At 38.3% G+C, this 17,226-nt stretch carries 16 protein-coding genes; 6 read left to right on the top strand and 10 right to left on the bottom strand.

Annotated features, from left to right (window positions below):
• Positions 1-14: 14 nt before the first annotated feature.
• Both ACOMC3_RS03435 and ACOMC3_RS03430 read right to left on the bottom strand, forming a co-directional pair.
• Positions 15-386 carry an STAS domain-containing protein gene (locus tag ACOMC3_RS03435; RefSeq protein WP_420318130.1) on the bottom strand — a complete coding sequence of 124 codons (372 nt, stop codon included), beginning with the start codon at positions 384-386 and terminating at the stop codon, positions 15-17.
• A 6-nt stretch (positions 387-392) separates the two neighbouring features.
• The gene (locus ACOMC3_RS03430; protein WP_420318129.1) at positions 393-1,331 is read right to left on the bottom strand and encodes a phosphoribosylaminoimidazolesuccinocarboxamide synthase; all 939 of its coding nucleotides are present in this window, start codon (positions 1,329-1,331) and stop codon (positions 393-395) included.
• A 48-nt stretch (positions 1,332-1,379) separates the two neighbouring features.
• Between ACOMC3_RS03430 and ACOMC3_RS03425 the strand changes: the two genes are divergently transcribed.
• Entirely contained in the window at positions 1,380-2,192 is an 813-nt protein-coding gene (locus ACOMC3_RS03425; protein ID WP_420318128.1) for an alpha/beta fold hydrolase, read from the top strand.
• A gap of 358 nt (positions 2,193-2,550) precedes the next feature.
• Here ACOMC3_RS03425 and ACOMC3_RS03420 read toward each other — a convergent pair whose 3' ends face one another.
• The 3 genes from ACOMC3_RS03420 to ACOMC3_RS03410 form a co-directional block, all read right to left on the bottom strand.
• Positions 2,551-2,709, bottom strand: coding sequence for a hypothetical protein (locus ACOMC3_RS03420; protein WP_420318127.1), 159 nt, complete (start codon positions 2,707-2,709; stop codon positions 2,551-2,553).
• Positions 2,710-2,886: 177 nt separating this feature from the next.
• Positions 2,887-3,894 (bottom strand): 3-oxoacyl-ACP synthase III family protein, encoded by a 1,008-nt coding sequence (locus ACOMC3_RS03415; protein WP_420318126.1) that lies wholly within the window; start codon positions 3,892-3,894, stop codon positions 2,887-2,889.
• Between the two features lie 94 nt (positions 3,895-3,988).
• Complete coding sequence (locus ACOMC3_RS03410; RefSeq protein WP_420318125.1) at positions 3,989-5,551, bottom strand: hypothetical protein; 1,563 nt, start codon at positions 5,549-5,551, stop codon at positions 3,989-3,991.
• A gap of 260 nt (positions 5,552-5,811) precedes the next feature.
• Here ACOMC3_RS03410 and ACOMC3_RS03405 point away from each other — a divergent pair, with 260 nt between their 5' ends.
• Genes ACOMC3_RS03405 through ACOMC3_RS03395 form a run of 3 tightly spaced genes read left to right on the top strand, consistent with a single transcriptional unit; the run spans position 5,812 to position 7,910 of the window.
• Entirely contained in the window at positions 5,812-6,366 is a 555-nt protein-coding gene (locus tag ACOMC3_RS03405) for an RNA polymerase sigma factor (RefSeq protein ID WP_420318124.1), read from the top strand.
• Positions 6,359-6,877 carry a hypothetical protein gene (locus ACOMC3_RS03400; protein WP_420318123.1) on the top strand — a complete coding sequence of 173 codons (519 nt, stop codon included), beginning with the start codon at positions 6,359-6,361 and terminating at the stop codon, positions 6,875-6,877. The genes ACOMC3_RS03405 and ACOMC3_RS03400 overlap by 8 nt, the downstream gene beginning before the upstream one ends.
• A complete protein-coding gene (locus ACOMC3_RS03395; protein ID WP_420318122.1) occupies positions 6,849-7,910 on the top strand; it encodes a hypothetical protein in 1,062 nt (353 codons plus the stop codon). The genes ACOMC3_RS03400 and ACOMC3_RS03395 overlap by 29 nt, the downstream gene beginning before the upstream one ends.
• Before the next feature lie 39 nt (positions 7,911-7,949).
• Here the strand turns inward: ACOMC3_RS03395 and ACOMC3_RS03390 are convergent, their stop codons facing one another.
• Complete coding sequence (locus ACOMC3_RS03390) at positions 7,950-9,014, bottom strand: NAD(P)H-dependent glycerol-3-phosphate dehydrogenase (RefSeq protein ID WP_420318121.1); 1,065 nt, start codon at positions 9,012-9,014, stop codon at positions 7,950-7,952.
• Positions 8,992-10,665: a 1-acyl-sn-glycerol-3-phosphate acyltransferase gene (locus ACOMC3_RS03385; RefSeq protein ID WP_420318120.1), complete on the bottom strand. Its 1,674-nt coding sequence runs from the start codon at positions 10,663-10,665 to the stop codon at positions 8,992-8,994. The genes ACOMC3_RS03390 and ACOMC3_RS03385 overlap by 23 nt, the downstream gene beginning before the upstream one ends.
• Before the next feature lie 165 nt (positions 10,666-10,830).
• Here ACOMC3_RS03385 and ACOMC3_RS03380 point away from each other — a divergent pair, with 165 nt between their 5' ends.
• Positions 10,831-11,805 (top strand): polyprenyl synthetase family protein, encoded by a 975-nt coding sequence (locus tag ACOMC3_RS03380; protein WP_420318119.1) that lies wholly within the window; start codon positions 10,831-10,833, stop codon positions 11,803-11,805.
• Here ACOMC3_RS03380 and ACOMC3_RS03375 read toward each other — a convergent pair whose 3' ends face one another.
• Entirely contained in the window at positions 11,806-12,546 is a 741-nt protein-coding gene (locus tag ACOMC3_RS03375; protein WP_420318118.1) for a tryptophan-rich sensory protein, read from the bottom strand.
• Between the two features lie 101 nt (positions 12,547-12,647).
• On the opposite strand from ACOMC3_RS03375, the gene ACOMC3_RS03370 reads away from it, so the two are divergent.
• A complete protein-coding gene (locus ACOMC3_RS03370; protein ID WP_420318117.1) occupies positions 12,648-13,835 on the top strand; it encodes a phosphoglycerate kinase in 1,188 nt (395 codons plus the stop codon).
• 105 nt (positions 13,836-13,940) lie between these two features.
• On the opposite strand, the gene ACOMC3_RS03365 is transcribed toward ACOMC3_RS03370, so the two are convergent.
• Positions 13,941-15,827, bottom strand: coding sequence for a RecQ family ATP-dependent DNA helicase (locus ACOMC3_RS03365; RefSeq protein WP_420318116.1), 1,887 nt, complete (start codon positions 15,825-15,827; stop codon positions 13,941-13,943).
• 33 nt (positions 15,828-15,860) lie between these two features.
• Complete coding sequence (locus tag ACOMC3_RS03360) at positions 15,861-17,102, bottom strand: MFS transporter (RefSeq protein ID WP_420318115.1); 1,242 nt, start codon at positions 17,100-17,102, stop codon at positions 15,861-15,863.
• Positions 17,103-17,226: the final 124 nt, after the last annotated feature.

Genomic DNA, 17,226 nt, shown 5'->3' with positions numbered 1-17,226 from the left:
TCAAGACTCAAGGCTTACTCTGCGGCCCCTTGTCCTTTATTAATAGCTGATAATAATACGGCATCAGCAGCCTCCTCCTGACTGGATACAATATTCATCACTTTATCCAGTTGGCTGATAGAGATCAGCTTCATCACATGGTCAGTCACATTATAAAGTACAAAAACTCCACTTTCATCAAAAGATCGATTACCTACCAAAAAAGCACTTAGACCACTGGAATCCACATATTTTACAGCTTCCATATCTACAATGAGGCTTTTTACTCCATCTTGGGCCAGCTTCATAAATTCAGACTTAAGTTCAGGGGCAACAGTCGAATCGACTTTTTCCTGTTGGATTTTTGCAATTGAATAGTTTTCGTATTTGTCTACTGTAAATTCCATAATTCTTTATTCTACTATTTGAGTGATTGCCTCTTTAATATGGGCTAATTTATCGGAGTATTCGTCTTTAACAAACTTTTCACCAGAGATGTTCTCGTAAAGTTCAATGTATCTGTTGGAGATCATTTCCAATCGTTCTTCCGGCATTTCAGGAATCTGCTGTCCTTCCTTTCCCTGAAATCCTTCAGAAATCAGCCACTGTCTCACAAACTCTTTAGATAATTGCTTCTGTGGTTGATTGGCATTCAATAAGGCGTCATACGGATCAGAATAAAAATATCTGGAACTATCAGGTGTATGTACCTCATCAATCAAATAAATCTCCCCATTGAATTTCCCAAATTCATATTTGGTATCGACGAGTATTAAGCCTTGAGCTGTAGCTATTTCAGTACCTCTAGCAAATAATTTACGTGTGTATTCTTCAAGCTGAAGATAGTCTTCTTCTGTAACGATTCCTTGCTTGAGTATTTCTTCACGGGATATGTCCTCATCATGTCCTTGATCTGCTTTAGTCGTTGGAGTAATAATAGGCTGAGGAAATCGCTCGTTTTCTCTCATTCCATCGGGCATGGCCACTCCGCAAAGGATTCTCTTACCATCGCGATACTCCCTCCATGCATGGCCGGTTAGGTATCCACGTATGACCATTTCCACCTTGAAAGGCTCACACCTTTTCCCAAAAGTCACATTTGGATGGGGGGTGGATTCTACCCAATTGGGAACAATATTTTTTGTTGCTTCTAAAAACTTTGCAGCTAGTTGATTCAATACTTGCCCTTTATAAGGAATTGGCTTTGGAAGTACCACATCAAACGCTGAAATTCGATCGGTAGCTACCATTGCTAGCTTATCACCAAATTCGTATACCTCACGAACCTTTCCGGTGTATTTTCCGGTTTGTCCTTTAAATTGAAAGTCGGTTGAAATGATGCCTTTTGACATAGACGGCAAATATAGCCTGATGTCTACGATTGGATTAACGATCTGGTGATGAAAAAACTTGCCGTTATCATGATTTTAGTCACAGCCTGCCAATTCAGGATTGATGACGAGAAAGCAAAGGAATCTCTAGATATGGAGATTCAATTTGGAGATTTGATGGTAGACGAAAGAAACATGCATTATGCCTATACAGACCTGGGAAAATCTACGATGCTTGTATTCATCCATGGCTCTCCAGGATCATGGAACGCTTTTATTGATTTCTTTGGTTACGATTCACTTCGGATGAACTTTGATCTTCTTGCTGTGGATCGTCCAGGTTTTGGGAGTTCAGGCTTTGGTTATGCAGAACCTTCATTGGAAAAACAAGCATTTCAAATAAATGAGGTGCTATCGCTGTTTCCGGCAAAAGAAAAAATACTACTTGGACATTCTCTAGGAGCGCCAATTGCTGCTAGAATGGCAATGGATTTCCCAAATGCCTATAAAGGGATGATTCTAATTGCTCCATCTATTGATCCCGATCAAGAAAAGAAAGAGTGGTATCGAAAGGTAATAAAAACAAAGGTTGGAGCCTTTTTTACCCCAAAGGAATTTGAAGTGAGCAATGATGAAATTTTCACATTGAAAGATGAATTAACTCAAATGATTCCTTTATGGCCAAATGTTTTACTGCCTACTATTGTGATCCAAGGTACTTCGGATTCATTGGTACCTAAAGAGAATGTTGATTTTGCCAAAAGGGTATTACCTGATTCATTATTGGAAGTTGTGTTATTGGAAAATGTTAATCATTTCATTCCATGGTCACATCCTCAAGAAATAATAAAGGCTATCCGACGAATAACGGATAACCACTAATTCGCTAACCATAACTAAGTGCCAAGCGTCTGTTTCATAAAAATCTCACACTTCTCTCTGCTTCCTATATAGAGTATACTGTATCCTTTTTTCACCATCCAATCCCCGGATTGAGATTTTGTTAGCTGAATTTTATCCTTGCTGACTTTTTTGCTGAACAATCTAAAAATATTCATGGGTGAGTATGTTTTTGGTTCTTGATTGAATCATTCAAATATTAAACATTAATATAATAATTATATTATATTAATAGTGCAATTAATTATTTATATTTTCATATTTTATTAATGATTAGAAACAAAAAAAGGCAATCTTCGAATTGAAAAACTGCCTCTTAATCGGTGAGATTTTTAGTTTTTTACATTGTGTGGCTCATGTAGGTCTCACATTTGTCTTTCGATCCAATGTAAAGTACTGTTGACCCCTTTCTAACCACCCATTCGCCACTGGCATCCTTTTTCAATTTTAGTTGATTTTCGTCTGTAGATTTTCCGAGTAGTGTCTTGACAAATTTCATTATTAGTATGGTTATTGTTGTTTTATACTTTGTTGAGAACAAATTTAACTATTTTAAGTTAACAATTAAAATAGTTAAATAACTTCTTTTAATAATACAATTTATAAATCAAAACTGATTCATTCGTCGATGAAATCGTGGGATTTGTCCTATTGAATAATTGGAGTTAGTAAATATTTACCACTGAATTAGTGCGGATGCCCAGGTAAATCCACTACCAAAAGCTGCCAAACAAACAAGGTCTCCTTTTTTGATTTTCCCTTCCTGAAATGCCTCGCTCATTGCTATTGGAATAGATGCCGCGGTAGTATTTCCATACCGCATAATATTATTGTAAACCTGATCATCAGAAAGTCCCATTTTCTTTTGTACAAACTGACTGATTCTCAAATTTGCCTGATGAGGGACTAGTAAATCAATCTCATCCGGCTTTTTACCATTAGTGATTAAAGCTTCTCCAATAACCTCCATAAAGCGCGTAACTGCATGTTTGAAAACGAAATTGCCATTCATATATGGATAGTATGACGAATCCTCAGGATCATTTTCATTTATGATTTCAGGAACCCACTTTGAAGTATTGGGGCCAATAAGTACCAACTCCTCTGCATGCTTGCCCTCAGAATGTAAATGTGTAGATAATACACCTTTCGAATTGTCCTCTGAGCGCTGCATAACAACAGCTCCAGCGCCATCTCCAAAAATCACGGTTACTCCCCTTCCACGAGTTGATCTATCAAGTCCACCTGAATGATTTTCTGCACCAATCACTAATACATTTTTATACATTCCGGTTTTAATGAACTGATCAGCAACTGAAAGTCCATAAACAAATCCGGAGCACTGATTTCGAACATCCAAGGCACCTATTTCTTTTATCCCTAGTTGATCCTGCACCATAACTCCTGGTCCGGGAAAAAAATAATCTGGACTAAGTGTTGCGAAAACTATAAAATCGATATCATCAGGTGTAAGTCCTGCATTTTCAATGGCCATTCTAGCGGCCTTCGTACCCATTGTTGAGGGGCTATCATCGGTCGTCGGATCTATCCATCTCCGTTCATGAATTCCAGTTCGTTCTACAATCCATTCATCATTAGTATCCATCATTTTGGACAGGTCTTCATTGGTCACAACATTTTCGGGGACATAATGACCAAGACCAGCTATTATTGAGGTGTACATGCTGTATATTTTATTCTAAGATAAAAAAAGGTCCCGTTAAGACCTCTTGATTTCAAATAACATATCGCAGCATTGCAATTGAAGTGATCAAATATTATTGATCCAACTCTTCTTTTTCTCTACCTGAAACGATAAAATCTTTAATGTATGTGGTGTTAACACCGCCGGTAGCATGAATCTCGAAATCTTCCAAATGAAGTAAATCATTTGAACCATCTATTTTGATTTCTACTTCATAAACATCGTCCGCATTGATGGTCATTTCATAACTACCATCACTACTTATGACCGAGAAAAAATACATGTCTGTGTATTCAATGGGACGAAAGAAAATTCGTGCATTCGTAATTGGCTTCTCCGATTGATCAAGTATTCGACCTTTGATTTTTACGGTATGTAGTTCCCAGAAGAAGAAAATATCATAGTCGCCAATTGTATGAAGCCTGTTGGATGTAAAATACCCTGACATCTGATCATGATTGAGTTTGAAATGAATTTCATCGTCAGGAGTATTTACTGGAAATCCAAGGTTTTCAGGTTCAGACCATGAAAAAGTAGCTGAATCATATTCAGATTTAAATATGTCATATCCACCCATTGTTTCATGGCCATCTGATGCAAAGTAGATGGTTTTTTCATCGGGACTTAAATAAGGGCTATCCTCATTGTATTCGCTATTGATTGTTGTTGCGAATAATCCTGGTTTACTCCATTCTCCAGTAGATGGGTCCTTGAATGACTCAAATAAATCCAGGTTAGGATCGTTCTTTGTGCCTACATTTTTTGCGAAAATAATGCGATCCTCATGCTCATTGATATAGAAATGGGAACTTAAATGAGTAGATGAAATTTTGCTATCAAATTCTCTTGGTACAGACCAACCGGTTTTACTTGCTGTCGGTTCACTGTAAAATAGATCTCCTCCCTTATCAGTTCTGAACTGAAATAATCTTCCATCCTCATCAACAACTTCGATATTGGCATTATCTCTTTCAAATACGCCCACATTGTAAATAACCGTTGGCTCAGTCCAGGTTCTATCACCTTTATGTTCGGAATGATAAATCTGAAATTGATCTGGCTTTGATTCATCTCTATTGGATAAAAACAGTAATTCTTCGTTTTCTGAAAAATAGACAGGGCTTAACTCTGCATACTTTGTGTTTATCCCTTTTTCAAGTAGATGGATTTCATAATACTTCGGATTATCCATAAACCTTTTGGCATTGATGCCCCAGTTTATCCATCTACGTGCCTCTTCTAAAATTATATCACTTTTCTTCTCAGGTAGATTGATAAATTTTCTAAGTGATTCTACGGCTTCTTCAAACTCATATTCCTTCATTTGAATTCTGCCTTTCCAGTAATAGTAGAACTTATCTCTATTTGCCATTTCCTCTTCATAATCATTGAAGGGTTTCATATCCTCATATTGAGTAATGGAAAGTAGTTTACAGATTTCAATTTTATACCGAATATCTTCATAAGCAGAATCAATGGTCTGAATCTCCTGATACATAATTAAAGCATCGCCAAATTTTTCATCGTAGAAAGCATCTTCGGCATCACTATACAATTTAAAAATTCTCTGAGCATTGATGTCAGAGAAGGCCATTAAGGTCAGAAGCACAAATGATATACGAATAGTCCTTATCATATTTTTCCAATAATAGCTGACGCACAAGTTTAATTAAATAACCCTAAACCGCTATAAATAAATAAGTTAAATAACTAAAAAATTAAGATTACATCATACGTTTGACAAGATAATAACATAAACATATACGATTTGTCTATTATGTATTTTCAAAAAACTTAAGTCATGAATTAAGTAAATTTCATGAACCTATTTGAAAATTATAATCTACATGCAACCCATATCATTTTGGGAAGTCTTTATTATGAACTAACCTGAAATTGGAAGCAAATACGGTAAATATCCATGCAGGCCTAATAGCCAAATGCAGAGAAAACGATCGTTCGGCTCAGTTTGAAATATACAAACTGTATAACAAAGCGATGTTTAACACTGCACTGAGAATAACAGGCGGACAAGATGACGCTGAAGATGTATTGCAGGATGCATTTGTAAGCGCATTCCAAAACCTAAATAGCTATAGAGAAGATGCCTCTTTTGGCGCATGGCTGAAGCGTATTGTAATAAATAAATCTCTGAACCATGTGCAGAAGGCAAAAAAGGATTTAATGCTAGCGGAAGAAATTAAAGAAGATGCTAGTGAATATGAACCGGAAAAATCTGAGCCAAACTATACTGTTGATCAGATTAAGAATGCAATGAAAGAATTGCCTTCAGGATTCAGAACGGTACTAACTCTTTATTTATTTGAAGGGTACGACCATAAAGAAATAAGCGAAATACTGGGAATAACAGAGTCAACATCGAAATCTCAGTATAAGCGAGCAAAAGACAAATTGAAAATGATTATTAAACAGGAGGTGAACTATGGGTGACCATTTGGAAAAATTCATCATGGAGAATAGAGATGCATTTGATGATGCTGACCCATCGGTAAATGTATGGTCTGAAATTGATCAGAAATTAGCTAAAAAACGATCCTACTGGCCTGCCATGTGGAAGGTAGCGGCTGTACTTTTTATGGTTTCTACTGTCTACCTAATGATTGACAGGAATATCAATGCAGTAGATGAAGGACCAATGCTAAGTGAAGAGTTTACTCAGGCAGAGGACTATTATGTGAAATTGATTTCACAGAAGCGTTTAATGATTGAAGAGCAATTGACTCCTGAACAACATGAACAATTTTTGGTAGAGATCGACCAACTCGACTCTATGTATGTAGAACTGAAGAAAACCTACCAGACGAATGCTTCCAATGACCGGGTGATGGATGCAATGATCAGCAACTTGCAGCTGAGACTTGAAATCCTAAATAAACAACTGGACATTTTGCAAAACATCAAAAACCAAAACAATGAAAACGACATATCATTTGAAATATAACTTACTCGTAATATGCCTTCTTCTATTCACCTTTTCCTGGGCAAAAGATCAGGACCAAAAAAAGAAACATGTAGAGAAAAATTACAAAGTAAGTGCGACAACCAAGCTGCAAATCGAGAACAAGTTTGGGAAAGTAGAAATCAACTCGTGGGAGAAAAGTGAATTTGACATTAAGGTAGAAATTATTGGTAAAGGAAGGAATGAAGAGCGTGCCCAGAGAATCCTTGACGCCATTGAAATAGATATAACGGAGAGTAGTGCAGAGATCGTATTTGAAACGGAAATTTCAAGTACCAAAAACAAAAATGAAGAAGGGTTTGAAATAAACTATACGGTTTACATGCCTGAAAGGAATCCCTTGGAAATCAGAAATAGTTTTGGAGATGTGACCATGGGTGACAGAGAAAATGACTTAGACATCAATGTATCATATGGATCACTGAAAGTCGGAGATGTGGGCGGAGATGCGAAAATAAAAGTCTCTTTCGGGAATGGTAGCGTTGGTAGAATAATTGATGGAGAAGCTACCATTAAGTATAGCAATTTTGAGATAGACAATGCGAATAGGTTGGATTTGGAACAAGGTTTCTCGGACATTGAAATTGGAGAAGTAGTTGACCTTGAATTAGAAAGCAAATACGGAAAAGTAGAAATAGAGAAAGCTGGAAAAATAGATGCAGATGCTCACTTTACCAGTCTCGACATAGAAGAACTTACTGGCAGCATTGAATTGGATTGTAGCTATCTAGGGGATTTTAAGATAGACAAACTGGCAACTACATTTACACTGGTTGATATCGATGGAAAGTTTGGTTCTTACGAAATTGGATTAGAAGAGGGTATAAATGCAGACATTAATGCTGAATTTTCCTTTGCTGATTTGAAGATCTCATCTGATGTGGACGCTACGTTTAACTATCGGGTAAAAGAATCCAACAAGAGCAATTACAGAGGTAAAATAGGGAAAGGTGATCCTAACAAAATCATACGGATTGACTCGAGCTATGGGAATCTCAGATTGAAAATGGACTAAAATCAAATTAAAAAAGCTGCAAGATACTTGCAGCTTTTTTTATGTTTCAATAAAATCAATCTCAGCTCTAAATGGAAAACTCATCAAATAGGTATGAGCCTCCTGAATGGTCATTTCATCATGGATGATGCGATATAGGGTCTCTGTAATTGGACATCTGACTCGATAAGATTCAGCAAGCTGATTCACTATATTGATGGTCTTGATGCCTTCAGCCACTTCATCCATTGATTCGATTATTTCCTCCAGCTTTTCTCCCTTTGCCAACCTATACCCTACAGTAAAATTTCTACTCAAATTTGAAGTGCACGTTGCTATCAAATCCCCTACTCCGGCCAGGCCAAGAAAAGCCTGAGCATTTCCACCTAGTGCTTTGCCTATGTAAACCATCTCAACCAAACCTCTACTTATAAAGAGTGATTTGGCATTTTCGCCCAGGTTCATTCCAGCGATTGTTCCAGCACCTACCGCAATGATATTTTTTAAGATACCACACAGTTCTATCCCTATAAGATCACGACTACCATAAATCATGAAACGATCATTTTTCAGAAGTCTCTGTCCAATCTTAACAACCTCATCAAAATGAGATGCAACCACAGATGCAGCTGGCTTTCTTTGATCCAACTCTTTTGCCAGATTGGGGCCAGCCAAGCATCCAATCCTAAGAACAGAAGTCTCTTCTTTAATAACCTCCGAAATCGTTTTGACATGTTCTCTGGTGAGCGGGTTATTCTTGTCAATTTTTTGCTCGGTTGGCACAAATAAATCGAAACCCTTTGTCCCATGAATTAAGACGTGATAAGGACGTAAATGTGGTGCGAGTTTAATCACCATATCCCTAAAATTGGCTGAAGGTACCATAGGAAATATGACCTCACACTGCTGTGGAACTTCTTCCAGATTGTTCGTAACCTCAATGTTCTTACGGAGCTTTTGTCCGGAGCTCACCCTCTCCTTTTCAATCTTTTTTGTTTTCTCAGGATCTCTTATATAGAGTATGACTTTGGCGTTATTCTCCGCTAGAATATTTGCTACAGCTGTACCAAAACTTCCGGCACCAATAACTCCTACTACCTCATCAGATGTACTTTTCGAGTTCATATCCATTCATTCTATTGTGATAGTAGTATAAAGTATTGGTGTCTTGCACAATGATCTTATCACCCTTTTTAATGAGGGGTCGCTGATCATGATACAATCCAACATTCTGCAATCCATGTTCGATCGCATCCGTAGCTCTTTTCTTCATATGATCTGCCATATCCACCTGGCCTTTTTTATGAAGCTTCTCTAGCTTTGACCTAAGAATTTTGAAATTCTTCTTGAACTCCTCATAATCAAGAACTAAATCTTCATCTGGCAGTCTGAGTACATGATATAGGTCAAGTTTAGGATTTCTCCTCTCCAGCATTTTAAATGCTGTAAATGCTACCAGGTGACTTGCAAATACGCGATTATATTTATGATACTCCTCAACAATTCGTTTTGAAAGTACTCTCACATATTCTTTTTCTCGCTGAGCATCAAAAGTGATTTTCCTATCTCGCAGAAAGTAATCTTTTACATTTATGAGGTTACCGTTTTTATCAAAGCTATTTCCATCATTATCCACGTAATTTCCAAGGATATCCATTCCTCTTCCCACATTGACTGATATATCAGATCCTTTGGCGAAAAACTTGAACATAAAAGTTCCCAGCTTGTATGAAGTTGAAAACTCATCAGCTTCTACATAGTATCGCTCCCGACCCGTACGTTTCAAATAATCTCGGATAAGCGAAGGAGCTTCAAGGGTAAAGTGATAATTAATTACAACAGGAACAATAAATATCTTGCGGACCTCTTCATTCTCATCTGAAGATAAATACAATTCCCGCTGAGCTTCAATAGCAGTGCCCAACAGGCCTGTCTTTAAATTGGTTTCTAATTCGCCAGATCTGGATCTGGTTCCCCCTGGAAAAAATAATGAATGGCATCCTCGTTTTATAGCATTTCTCGAGTATGTCTTAAGTGTTTCGAGGTAAATAGGATTTTTCTTTCTTCTATCGACCTTATAAGCGCCGAGGCTATTCATGAAATAGGCTAAAATCTTGATGTTGAAAAGATTTAATCCTGCACCGTAGATAAATGGTGGTAATCCTAAATATTGGATGGCCCACCCAATTAGAATAGAGTCTAGATTACTAAAATGAGTCGGGACCATCACCACCGTTCCTTTTTTAGCAAGTGAACGGATATGTTCGGTTTCGCCAATCACATGAATCTTATCATCTAAATCCAATTGCCGGCTAAACAGGGATAAAAGTCCCTTAACCCTGGCTGCATTAAGCAACCTCGCAAATCCAAACGTGACGAAACTCTGAGCAAATTGATAAGCAGATCGCTTGAAGTTGCCGGCAATCTCTTGTGTGTATCTTCTGATGATCTCCTGAAGCAGTTCCTTCTCAAGCTCCAATCCTTTTCCTTTTTCATCCGGGTTGATATCAAGAAGTCGGGTCTGAATATTTTTCCAATAAACTTTTTCATCTGGTGGGTCAACACGCCAGGGATTGGCCTTCATCCTTAATTTCTCTCGATGAATGGTGGTTTCAATCTCTTCTCTAAGCGAACCATTCTTAAAACCAGTAAGGTGATTGTAAGTATCTTCTGTTACCTCCTCTGTAAATTCTTTTCTATCCCTGGACAACTTTACTATTGGCCACTCACTCTTATCAGGAATAATTTCCGAATACCTTACTTTCTTTCTACCCATTTAGCTGTTTTAGAAATTGGCGGAAAGATAGGTTCTTAGAAGAAATTATTGATTATTAAATGAGAAAGGTTGTATTTCAAACAATATACTTCAACATCTTTTTTGAAAGGATAATGGACTTAAATAGTCCTCTAAAGATGCAACATCAGTATTATTGCACTCGAAATGGCTCTTAGTTTAAAAGATATACAATCACCTGTTTCAACGGAGATGGCAGAGTTTGAAAAGAAATTCCGTCAGTCCATGAAAAGTAAGGTCATGCTACTCGATAAAATCACCGGATATATCGTCCGTAGAAAGGGTAAGCAAATGCGTCCGCTTTTTGTTTTCTTAAGCGCTGGGGCTACAGGAAATATCTCTGAAGCCACTTATCGGGGAGCTTCTTTAATAGAACTACTACACACTGCTACCTTGGTTCACGATGATGTAGTAGATGATTCTGACAGGCGAAGAGGATTCTTCTCTATCAATGCGCTGTGGAAGAATAAAATTGCAGTCCTTGTTGGCGATTTTTTACTCGCTAAGGGCATGCTACTTTCAATGGAGAATGATGACATTGATCTTCTCAGAATAACTACTGAGCCCGTGAAGGAGATGAGTGAAGGAGAATTACTACAAATGGCCAAATCGAAAACTCTTGACATCACTGAAGATGTGTATTACCAGGTTATTCGCCAGAAGACAGCTAGTTTGATAAAATCGTGCTGTAAAGTGGGAGCTTCTTCCGGTGGTGCTGATGAATCCACCATCGAAAAAATGGGACAATTTGGTTTAGCTGTGGGTATGGCATTCCAAATTAAGGACGACCTTTTCGATTATGGAACCTTTGAAATTGGTAAACCACGTGGGATCGATATCAAGGAAAAGAAAATGACCTTGCCTTTAATCTATGCTTTGAATCAATCCTCAAAGCTCGAGAGAAGGCGAATAAAAAAATTGGTAAAGAGGGCCGAGAAAAAACCAAAACTTGTATTCGAAGTAATTGATTTTGTTAAGAAATCAGGTGGAATCGATTATGCCATCTCTGTTATGGAAGAATACCATCAAAAGGCAAAAGATATTCTACAAACATTGCCAGAATCTACTTACCGTAATTCACTCGAAGATTTAGTTCAGTTTACTATTGAAAGGAATAAATAGCTATTTAAATACAATACTTCGTATTCCTTCAATAATTAGAATTACCAGTACCAAAATCATAACCACAGCGGCAGCTCCAGCGACTTCCGGAGTATCGGCTTGCTTTTCTGTAATTCCATAAGCGGCCCATGCCACCACTCCCCCAAAGATTGGATCCCGATACCTGATCACCATTACAGTAGCAATGGCTCCTGCTAGTGCAAGCTCCACAAACACCCATACTGTTTTTGTCATGATCCAATTATCCATACCAATCACAGACTGCTCAATGCTGATATTAGCTAAAGTTGCTACCGTTATCCACCCGAAATACAGACTAAAAGGCACTCTGACAAAAAGTTTATTTCGAAACCCACCAATCTTTCCGGGCAAAACGTGCCTATAAATTCCAATGAGAGAACCTAAAATCACACCCATTAGGATTAGCGCCAATGTGATCAATTCATAGTGCCATGCAAAAATCCAGAGTGTATTGGCCGTACAGTTTACAACGAAGTGTCTATTGATTCGATCATAAGTTTTATCCTCTCTATTGCGAGGTAAGTATTGGTAAATCACATAAGCTATCAAAAAGACATAGATGACACCCCAAATTGAAAAAGTAAATCCAGCCGGTGTGAAGAGCGTTGGATAAGCTTCTGACACCTCTCCAGTAGTTCGACCACCAATTGGCAGGTAATTGGCAAGGAAATTAACGAGCAATACAACAGAGAGCGAAAAGACAGGAATGACTCTGGACATAAAGACAAATTTACATTTTCCAACCCTTCTATTATCGGATTGTTTAAAAGGCATTCTTTTCCTCAAGGCTTCTTATGTTTGCGCTCTCAAAAGAACAAAGCATGAAAACCATCGAAGATTACAATTTTGAAGGAAAACGAGCATTAATTAGAGTCGACTTTAACGTCCCTCTTAATGAGGAAATGAAAGTTACTGATGAGACTCGCATCAATGCAGCAATTCCAACTTTGAAAAAGATCTTAAATGATGGTGGTTCTTGTGTACTAATGTCTCATTTGGGCCGACCTAAAAATGGACCTGAAGACAAATTTTCTTTACGTCATATTATTCCTAACCTTAGCGAGAAACTGGGTGTTGATGTGAAGTTTGGTGGAGATTGCATTGGTGAGTCTGCAAATGAGCTGTCAAGGCAACTTAAAAGCGATGACGTGCTGCTTTTGGACAATGTCAGATTTTATAAAGAAGAAACCGGTGGAGATGAAGCGTTTGCTGAGAAGCTTTCCATGCACGGAGACATCTATGTCAATGATGCTTTTGGCACTGCACATAGAGCCCATGCATCTACGACTGTAGCAGCAAAATTTTTCGATGAGAAGTGTTGTGGATATGTGATGAGTGCAGAACTGGAAAACGCACAGAAAGTTCTTGATAAAGCCGAGAAACCATTTACAGCGATTATGGGTGGTGCTAAAATCTCTGATAAGATCATGATCATTGAGCAGTTGCTGGACAAAGTGGATCATCTGATCATTGGTGGTGGAATGAGTTATACCTTCTTTAAGGCCATGGGTGGACAGATTGGCAACTCACTGGTCGAGGAGGATAAGCTTGATTTGGCCAAAGAATTAATCTCAAAAGCTAAAGAAAAGGGAGTTGACCTTCAGCTACCTAAAGACTCCATCGTAGCTGATAATTTTAGCAATGACGCGAACACACAAACAACTGACAATTACGCAATTCCAGATGGCTACATGGGATTGGATATCGGACCTGAATCCAGAGAGGTATTCTCCAAAATCATCGAAAACTCAAAAACGATTTTATGGAACGGTCCAATGGGTGTATTCGAGATGAGCAACTTTGCAGCCGGTACAAACACCATTGCTCAGGCTGTTGTAAAGGCAACTGAAAATGGAGGATTTTCATTGATCGGTGGTGGTGACTCTGCTTCTGCCGTAAACAATCTTGGATATGGCGATAAGGTATCCTATGTGTCAACTGGCGGAGGTGCATTGCTGGAGTACATGGAAGGAAAGGTGCTTCCAGGGGTTGCAGCGCTGGAAGCATAAATACTCAATGAACACCCCTGTAGTCCCCTCAAGGGGACAACTTAGATATAAAATTCTGTACAATTCCCCCTTTGAAGGGGGTTAGGGGGATGTTTAACTTCCAAACTACAATAAACTAAACCTCCCCCCACTCTCTACTACTTTCTTATCATCAATAAGGATTCGCAATGCTTCCATGATTTGATCTTGGGTGTAGCTTGACATTAATGCTCTGATTTCAGAAATATTGCGGGGTGACTCCAGCACCTCTTCTATTTTATCAACAGGTATCTCACTGGTTTTAAGCTTTTTCTTTCGCTCCAAATCATTGTCACAAACACCACATGTAATAGATGTTTCTTCATTAAAATATTTCTGAAAAATCTGTGTTCTACATTCCTTAGATTTCATGTAATCTATTACAGCATTGGCTTTGTCTAAAGCTAATTTTCTTCTCCACTCAATTTGTTTGTTATCAATCGGTAATTTTTCCGGATCCAACCTAGGAGTAAGGAATGTAATTGTCGCTGAATCTAATGCGGGCTGATAATCAATAACTTCACTGTCATTCAAAAATTTAAGCCATTGCCTTACCTGCACTTTGTCCGTTTTCAAAAGGGAACCGATATCCTTTTCTTTAATCTTAGCATAGCCAGCAAAAACTTCACCTCCATAAAGCCGCAATAAAGTTTTAATTATTGGATCCAATTTTGGATTAGCAATTTGAAATTTATAGGTCTCACTTTTATCAAGTAAAAAGGTAATTTTTGATTGCTCATAAAACCCTTCGGTCATCTGAATCAGTCCCTCATCGGTTAGCTTTTTAAGAGCAGAATAGGTCTCGACAGTTGGCAGATTATAGGTATTGATAAACTGCTCGTAGTTAAATGGAAAGCTGGATAGTGCATGGCTTCCAATTGCCATTTTAAAGAAATTAGCCAGCGCTTGATACGTTCGCTTGATTTGCTCTAAAGACACAACAGATCGATTCGTTCGATCCTTTAATTCTTCAATATCTTGGACGTGATAAAGTGCAACAGCATAGGCCTTTTTTTCGTCCCGACCTGCACGTCCAGCCTCCTGATAATATGCCTCTAACGAATCTGGTAAATCCATGTGTATGACGGTGCGAACATCCGGTTTATCTATACCCATCCCAAACGCATTGGTAGCCACCATCACTCGAGTTTTATTATTAATCCAGGCCATCTGTTTTTCAGATCGATCTAACCCGGTAAGTCCTGCATGATAATAGTCTGCGGAGATTTGACTTCTTCGAAGCATCTCTGCGATCTCTCGTGTGCGTTTTCTGCTTCGTACATACACAACTGATGAACCTGGGACATTTTCCAGTATTTCCAATAATTTACCCTGTTTATTCTCAAGTCTAAAAACTGAATATGAAAGGTTGGCTCTGGCAAAGCTTTTTTGAAAGACCTGAGCATCTGTCATACCCAGCTTATCGATGATATCTTCTTTAACCTCTTTGGTAGCAGTAGCTGTTAATGCGATCATTCGATCAATAGAAACAGCTTCCATAAATTCAGAAATTTGCATATATGGTGGACGAAAATCATATCCCCATTGGGAGATGCAATGAGCCTCATCAATAGCCAGAAGGCAAATATTCATTTGAGCGGCTCGCTCAAGAAAAATTTCTGTTTTTAATCGTTCAGGTGAAACATACAAGAATTTATAGTTACCATAGATACAATTATCCAGTGTGATATCTATTTCTCTTCTACTCATACTTGAATAGATAGCCGCTGATTTGATACCTTTTTTTTGCAGTTGATCTACCTGATCTTTCATAAGAGAAATTAGCGGTGAAACCACTATACAAATTCCCTCCATTGCTAAGGCAGGCACTTGAAAGCAAATGGATTTTCCTCCACCTGTTGGAAGTAACGCAAGCGTATCTTTTTCATCCAAGACAGATAGAATGATATCTTCCTGCATGGGACGAAAAGAGCTATATCCCCAGTATTGCTTTAAGATCTCAGCTGGATTCATTTGGCTAAGTTATGGGCCTTTTGGCAAGCTTCATCACTCTGTGCCAATCTTATGATAACGCCATGCACAAAAAGCCCCTAAAGCTGAAAAAGTTGCTAAAAGTAAAAACACATGTTGATGTCCAATCTCCCCTGGATTGGCGTCCAAAAGATATCCTATGATCACCCCGGCAAAAACATCCGGTGTAAATCCGACAACTGAGACAACTCCTACCGCGGTTCCAGTTAGATGCAGAGGTATTCTTCCCTCTCTCATTACCGCAAAATAAAGTGCACGTGCTGCATAAACTCCTCCTGAAATGGTAAAAATTGAAACCAAAAACACGGGTAAAAGACCAAAGCCCAAACCACTTGTAAACCATAATGATCCAATTAGCATGATAGCAAAACTTATAAACAGCCAAAGTGTAATCTTTGATCGATCGGCTGCAAAGCCAATCAGAACCCCTACCACTGGCCGCATAAAAAGTAAGAAAGTGCCTATTCGCGCCGAGTCAATTTCATCGTAAAACAAGACTTCTCTTGCATATAATGACACAATGTCTGTGGTTTTATAGCCCATATACGCACAAAGAATAATGATCATAAGTAACCAAACTGAAGGTAACTTGATTACCTCCTTTATCTGATCAATGGACAGGTGATCCACCTTTTCTAAAGCTGCTTTTTCTGTTTTAAGAAAGCGCCAAACAAGTACCCCAATAATTGCGATAGAAGTAGTGGAACCATAAATGGCCCACCTAAACGCTTCTCTCCGCTCAGCAAGGTTAATGACTACATTTTCAAGCAATGAATTCGAAAAAAGTGCTACCGCAAAAACTCCAAACAAAGCTCCTACTAATCCTCTCCCGCCATCTAATATTCCAAATGCTTTGCCTTGATCTGTTGCTCCTCCCCAAATACGTGTTGCCTTGATCATCGGAGACCAAAAGAGAAAGATCGTTGTAAATCCCCAGTATCCATAAAGAAGTTGAAGGACATAAAATCCCGGATATAGTGCATATATGAATCCCCCCAAGGCAGTCGTCCAAAGGGACCAGGCGATTAATTTTCTCGGCTCAAACCTGTCAGCAATTGGACCTCCAAGAAAATAGGAAAGCATCGCTGCTATTCCGTAATAAGTAAAGCAAAGCCCAAGCTCTGTATTGCTAATCGAAAAAACTTCAAGTACCGTTGAGCGAAACACTCGCTGCAACACAAATGGTAAGACAAATATTGCCTCTCCTGCCAATATGAGCAGAATTAAGTATATCCAGTTGGCCTTAGATTTTTGCACTTGGGAATTTAATGGAATTTCATAAGGTCTCGACCGTTCATCACTTGTGATTTCCTAAAGAGCGTTAAAAATTAAAATGTAATCCTAAAGAGAATTAGCTTTAATAGTACAACAATACCTAAAA

The sequence above is a fragment of the Ekhidna sp. genome, from assembly GCF_965212185.1.
Lineage (GTDB): Bacteria > Bacteroidota > Bacteroidia > Cytophagales > Cyclobacteriaceae > Ekhidna.
The sequence above is the reverse complement of the archived record's forward strand: the minus strand, read 5'-3'. Positions and strand labels throughout refer to the sequence as shown.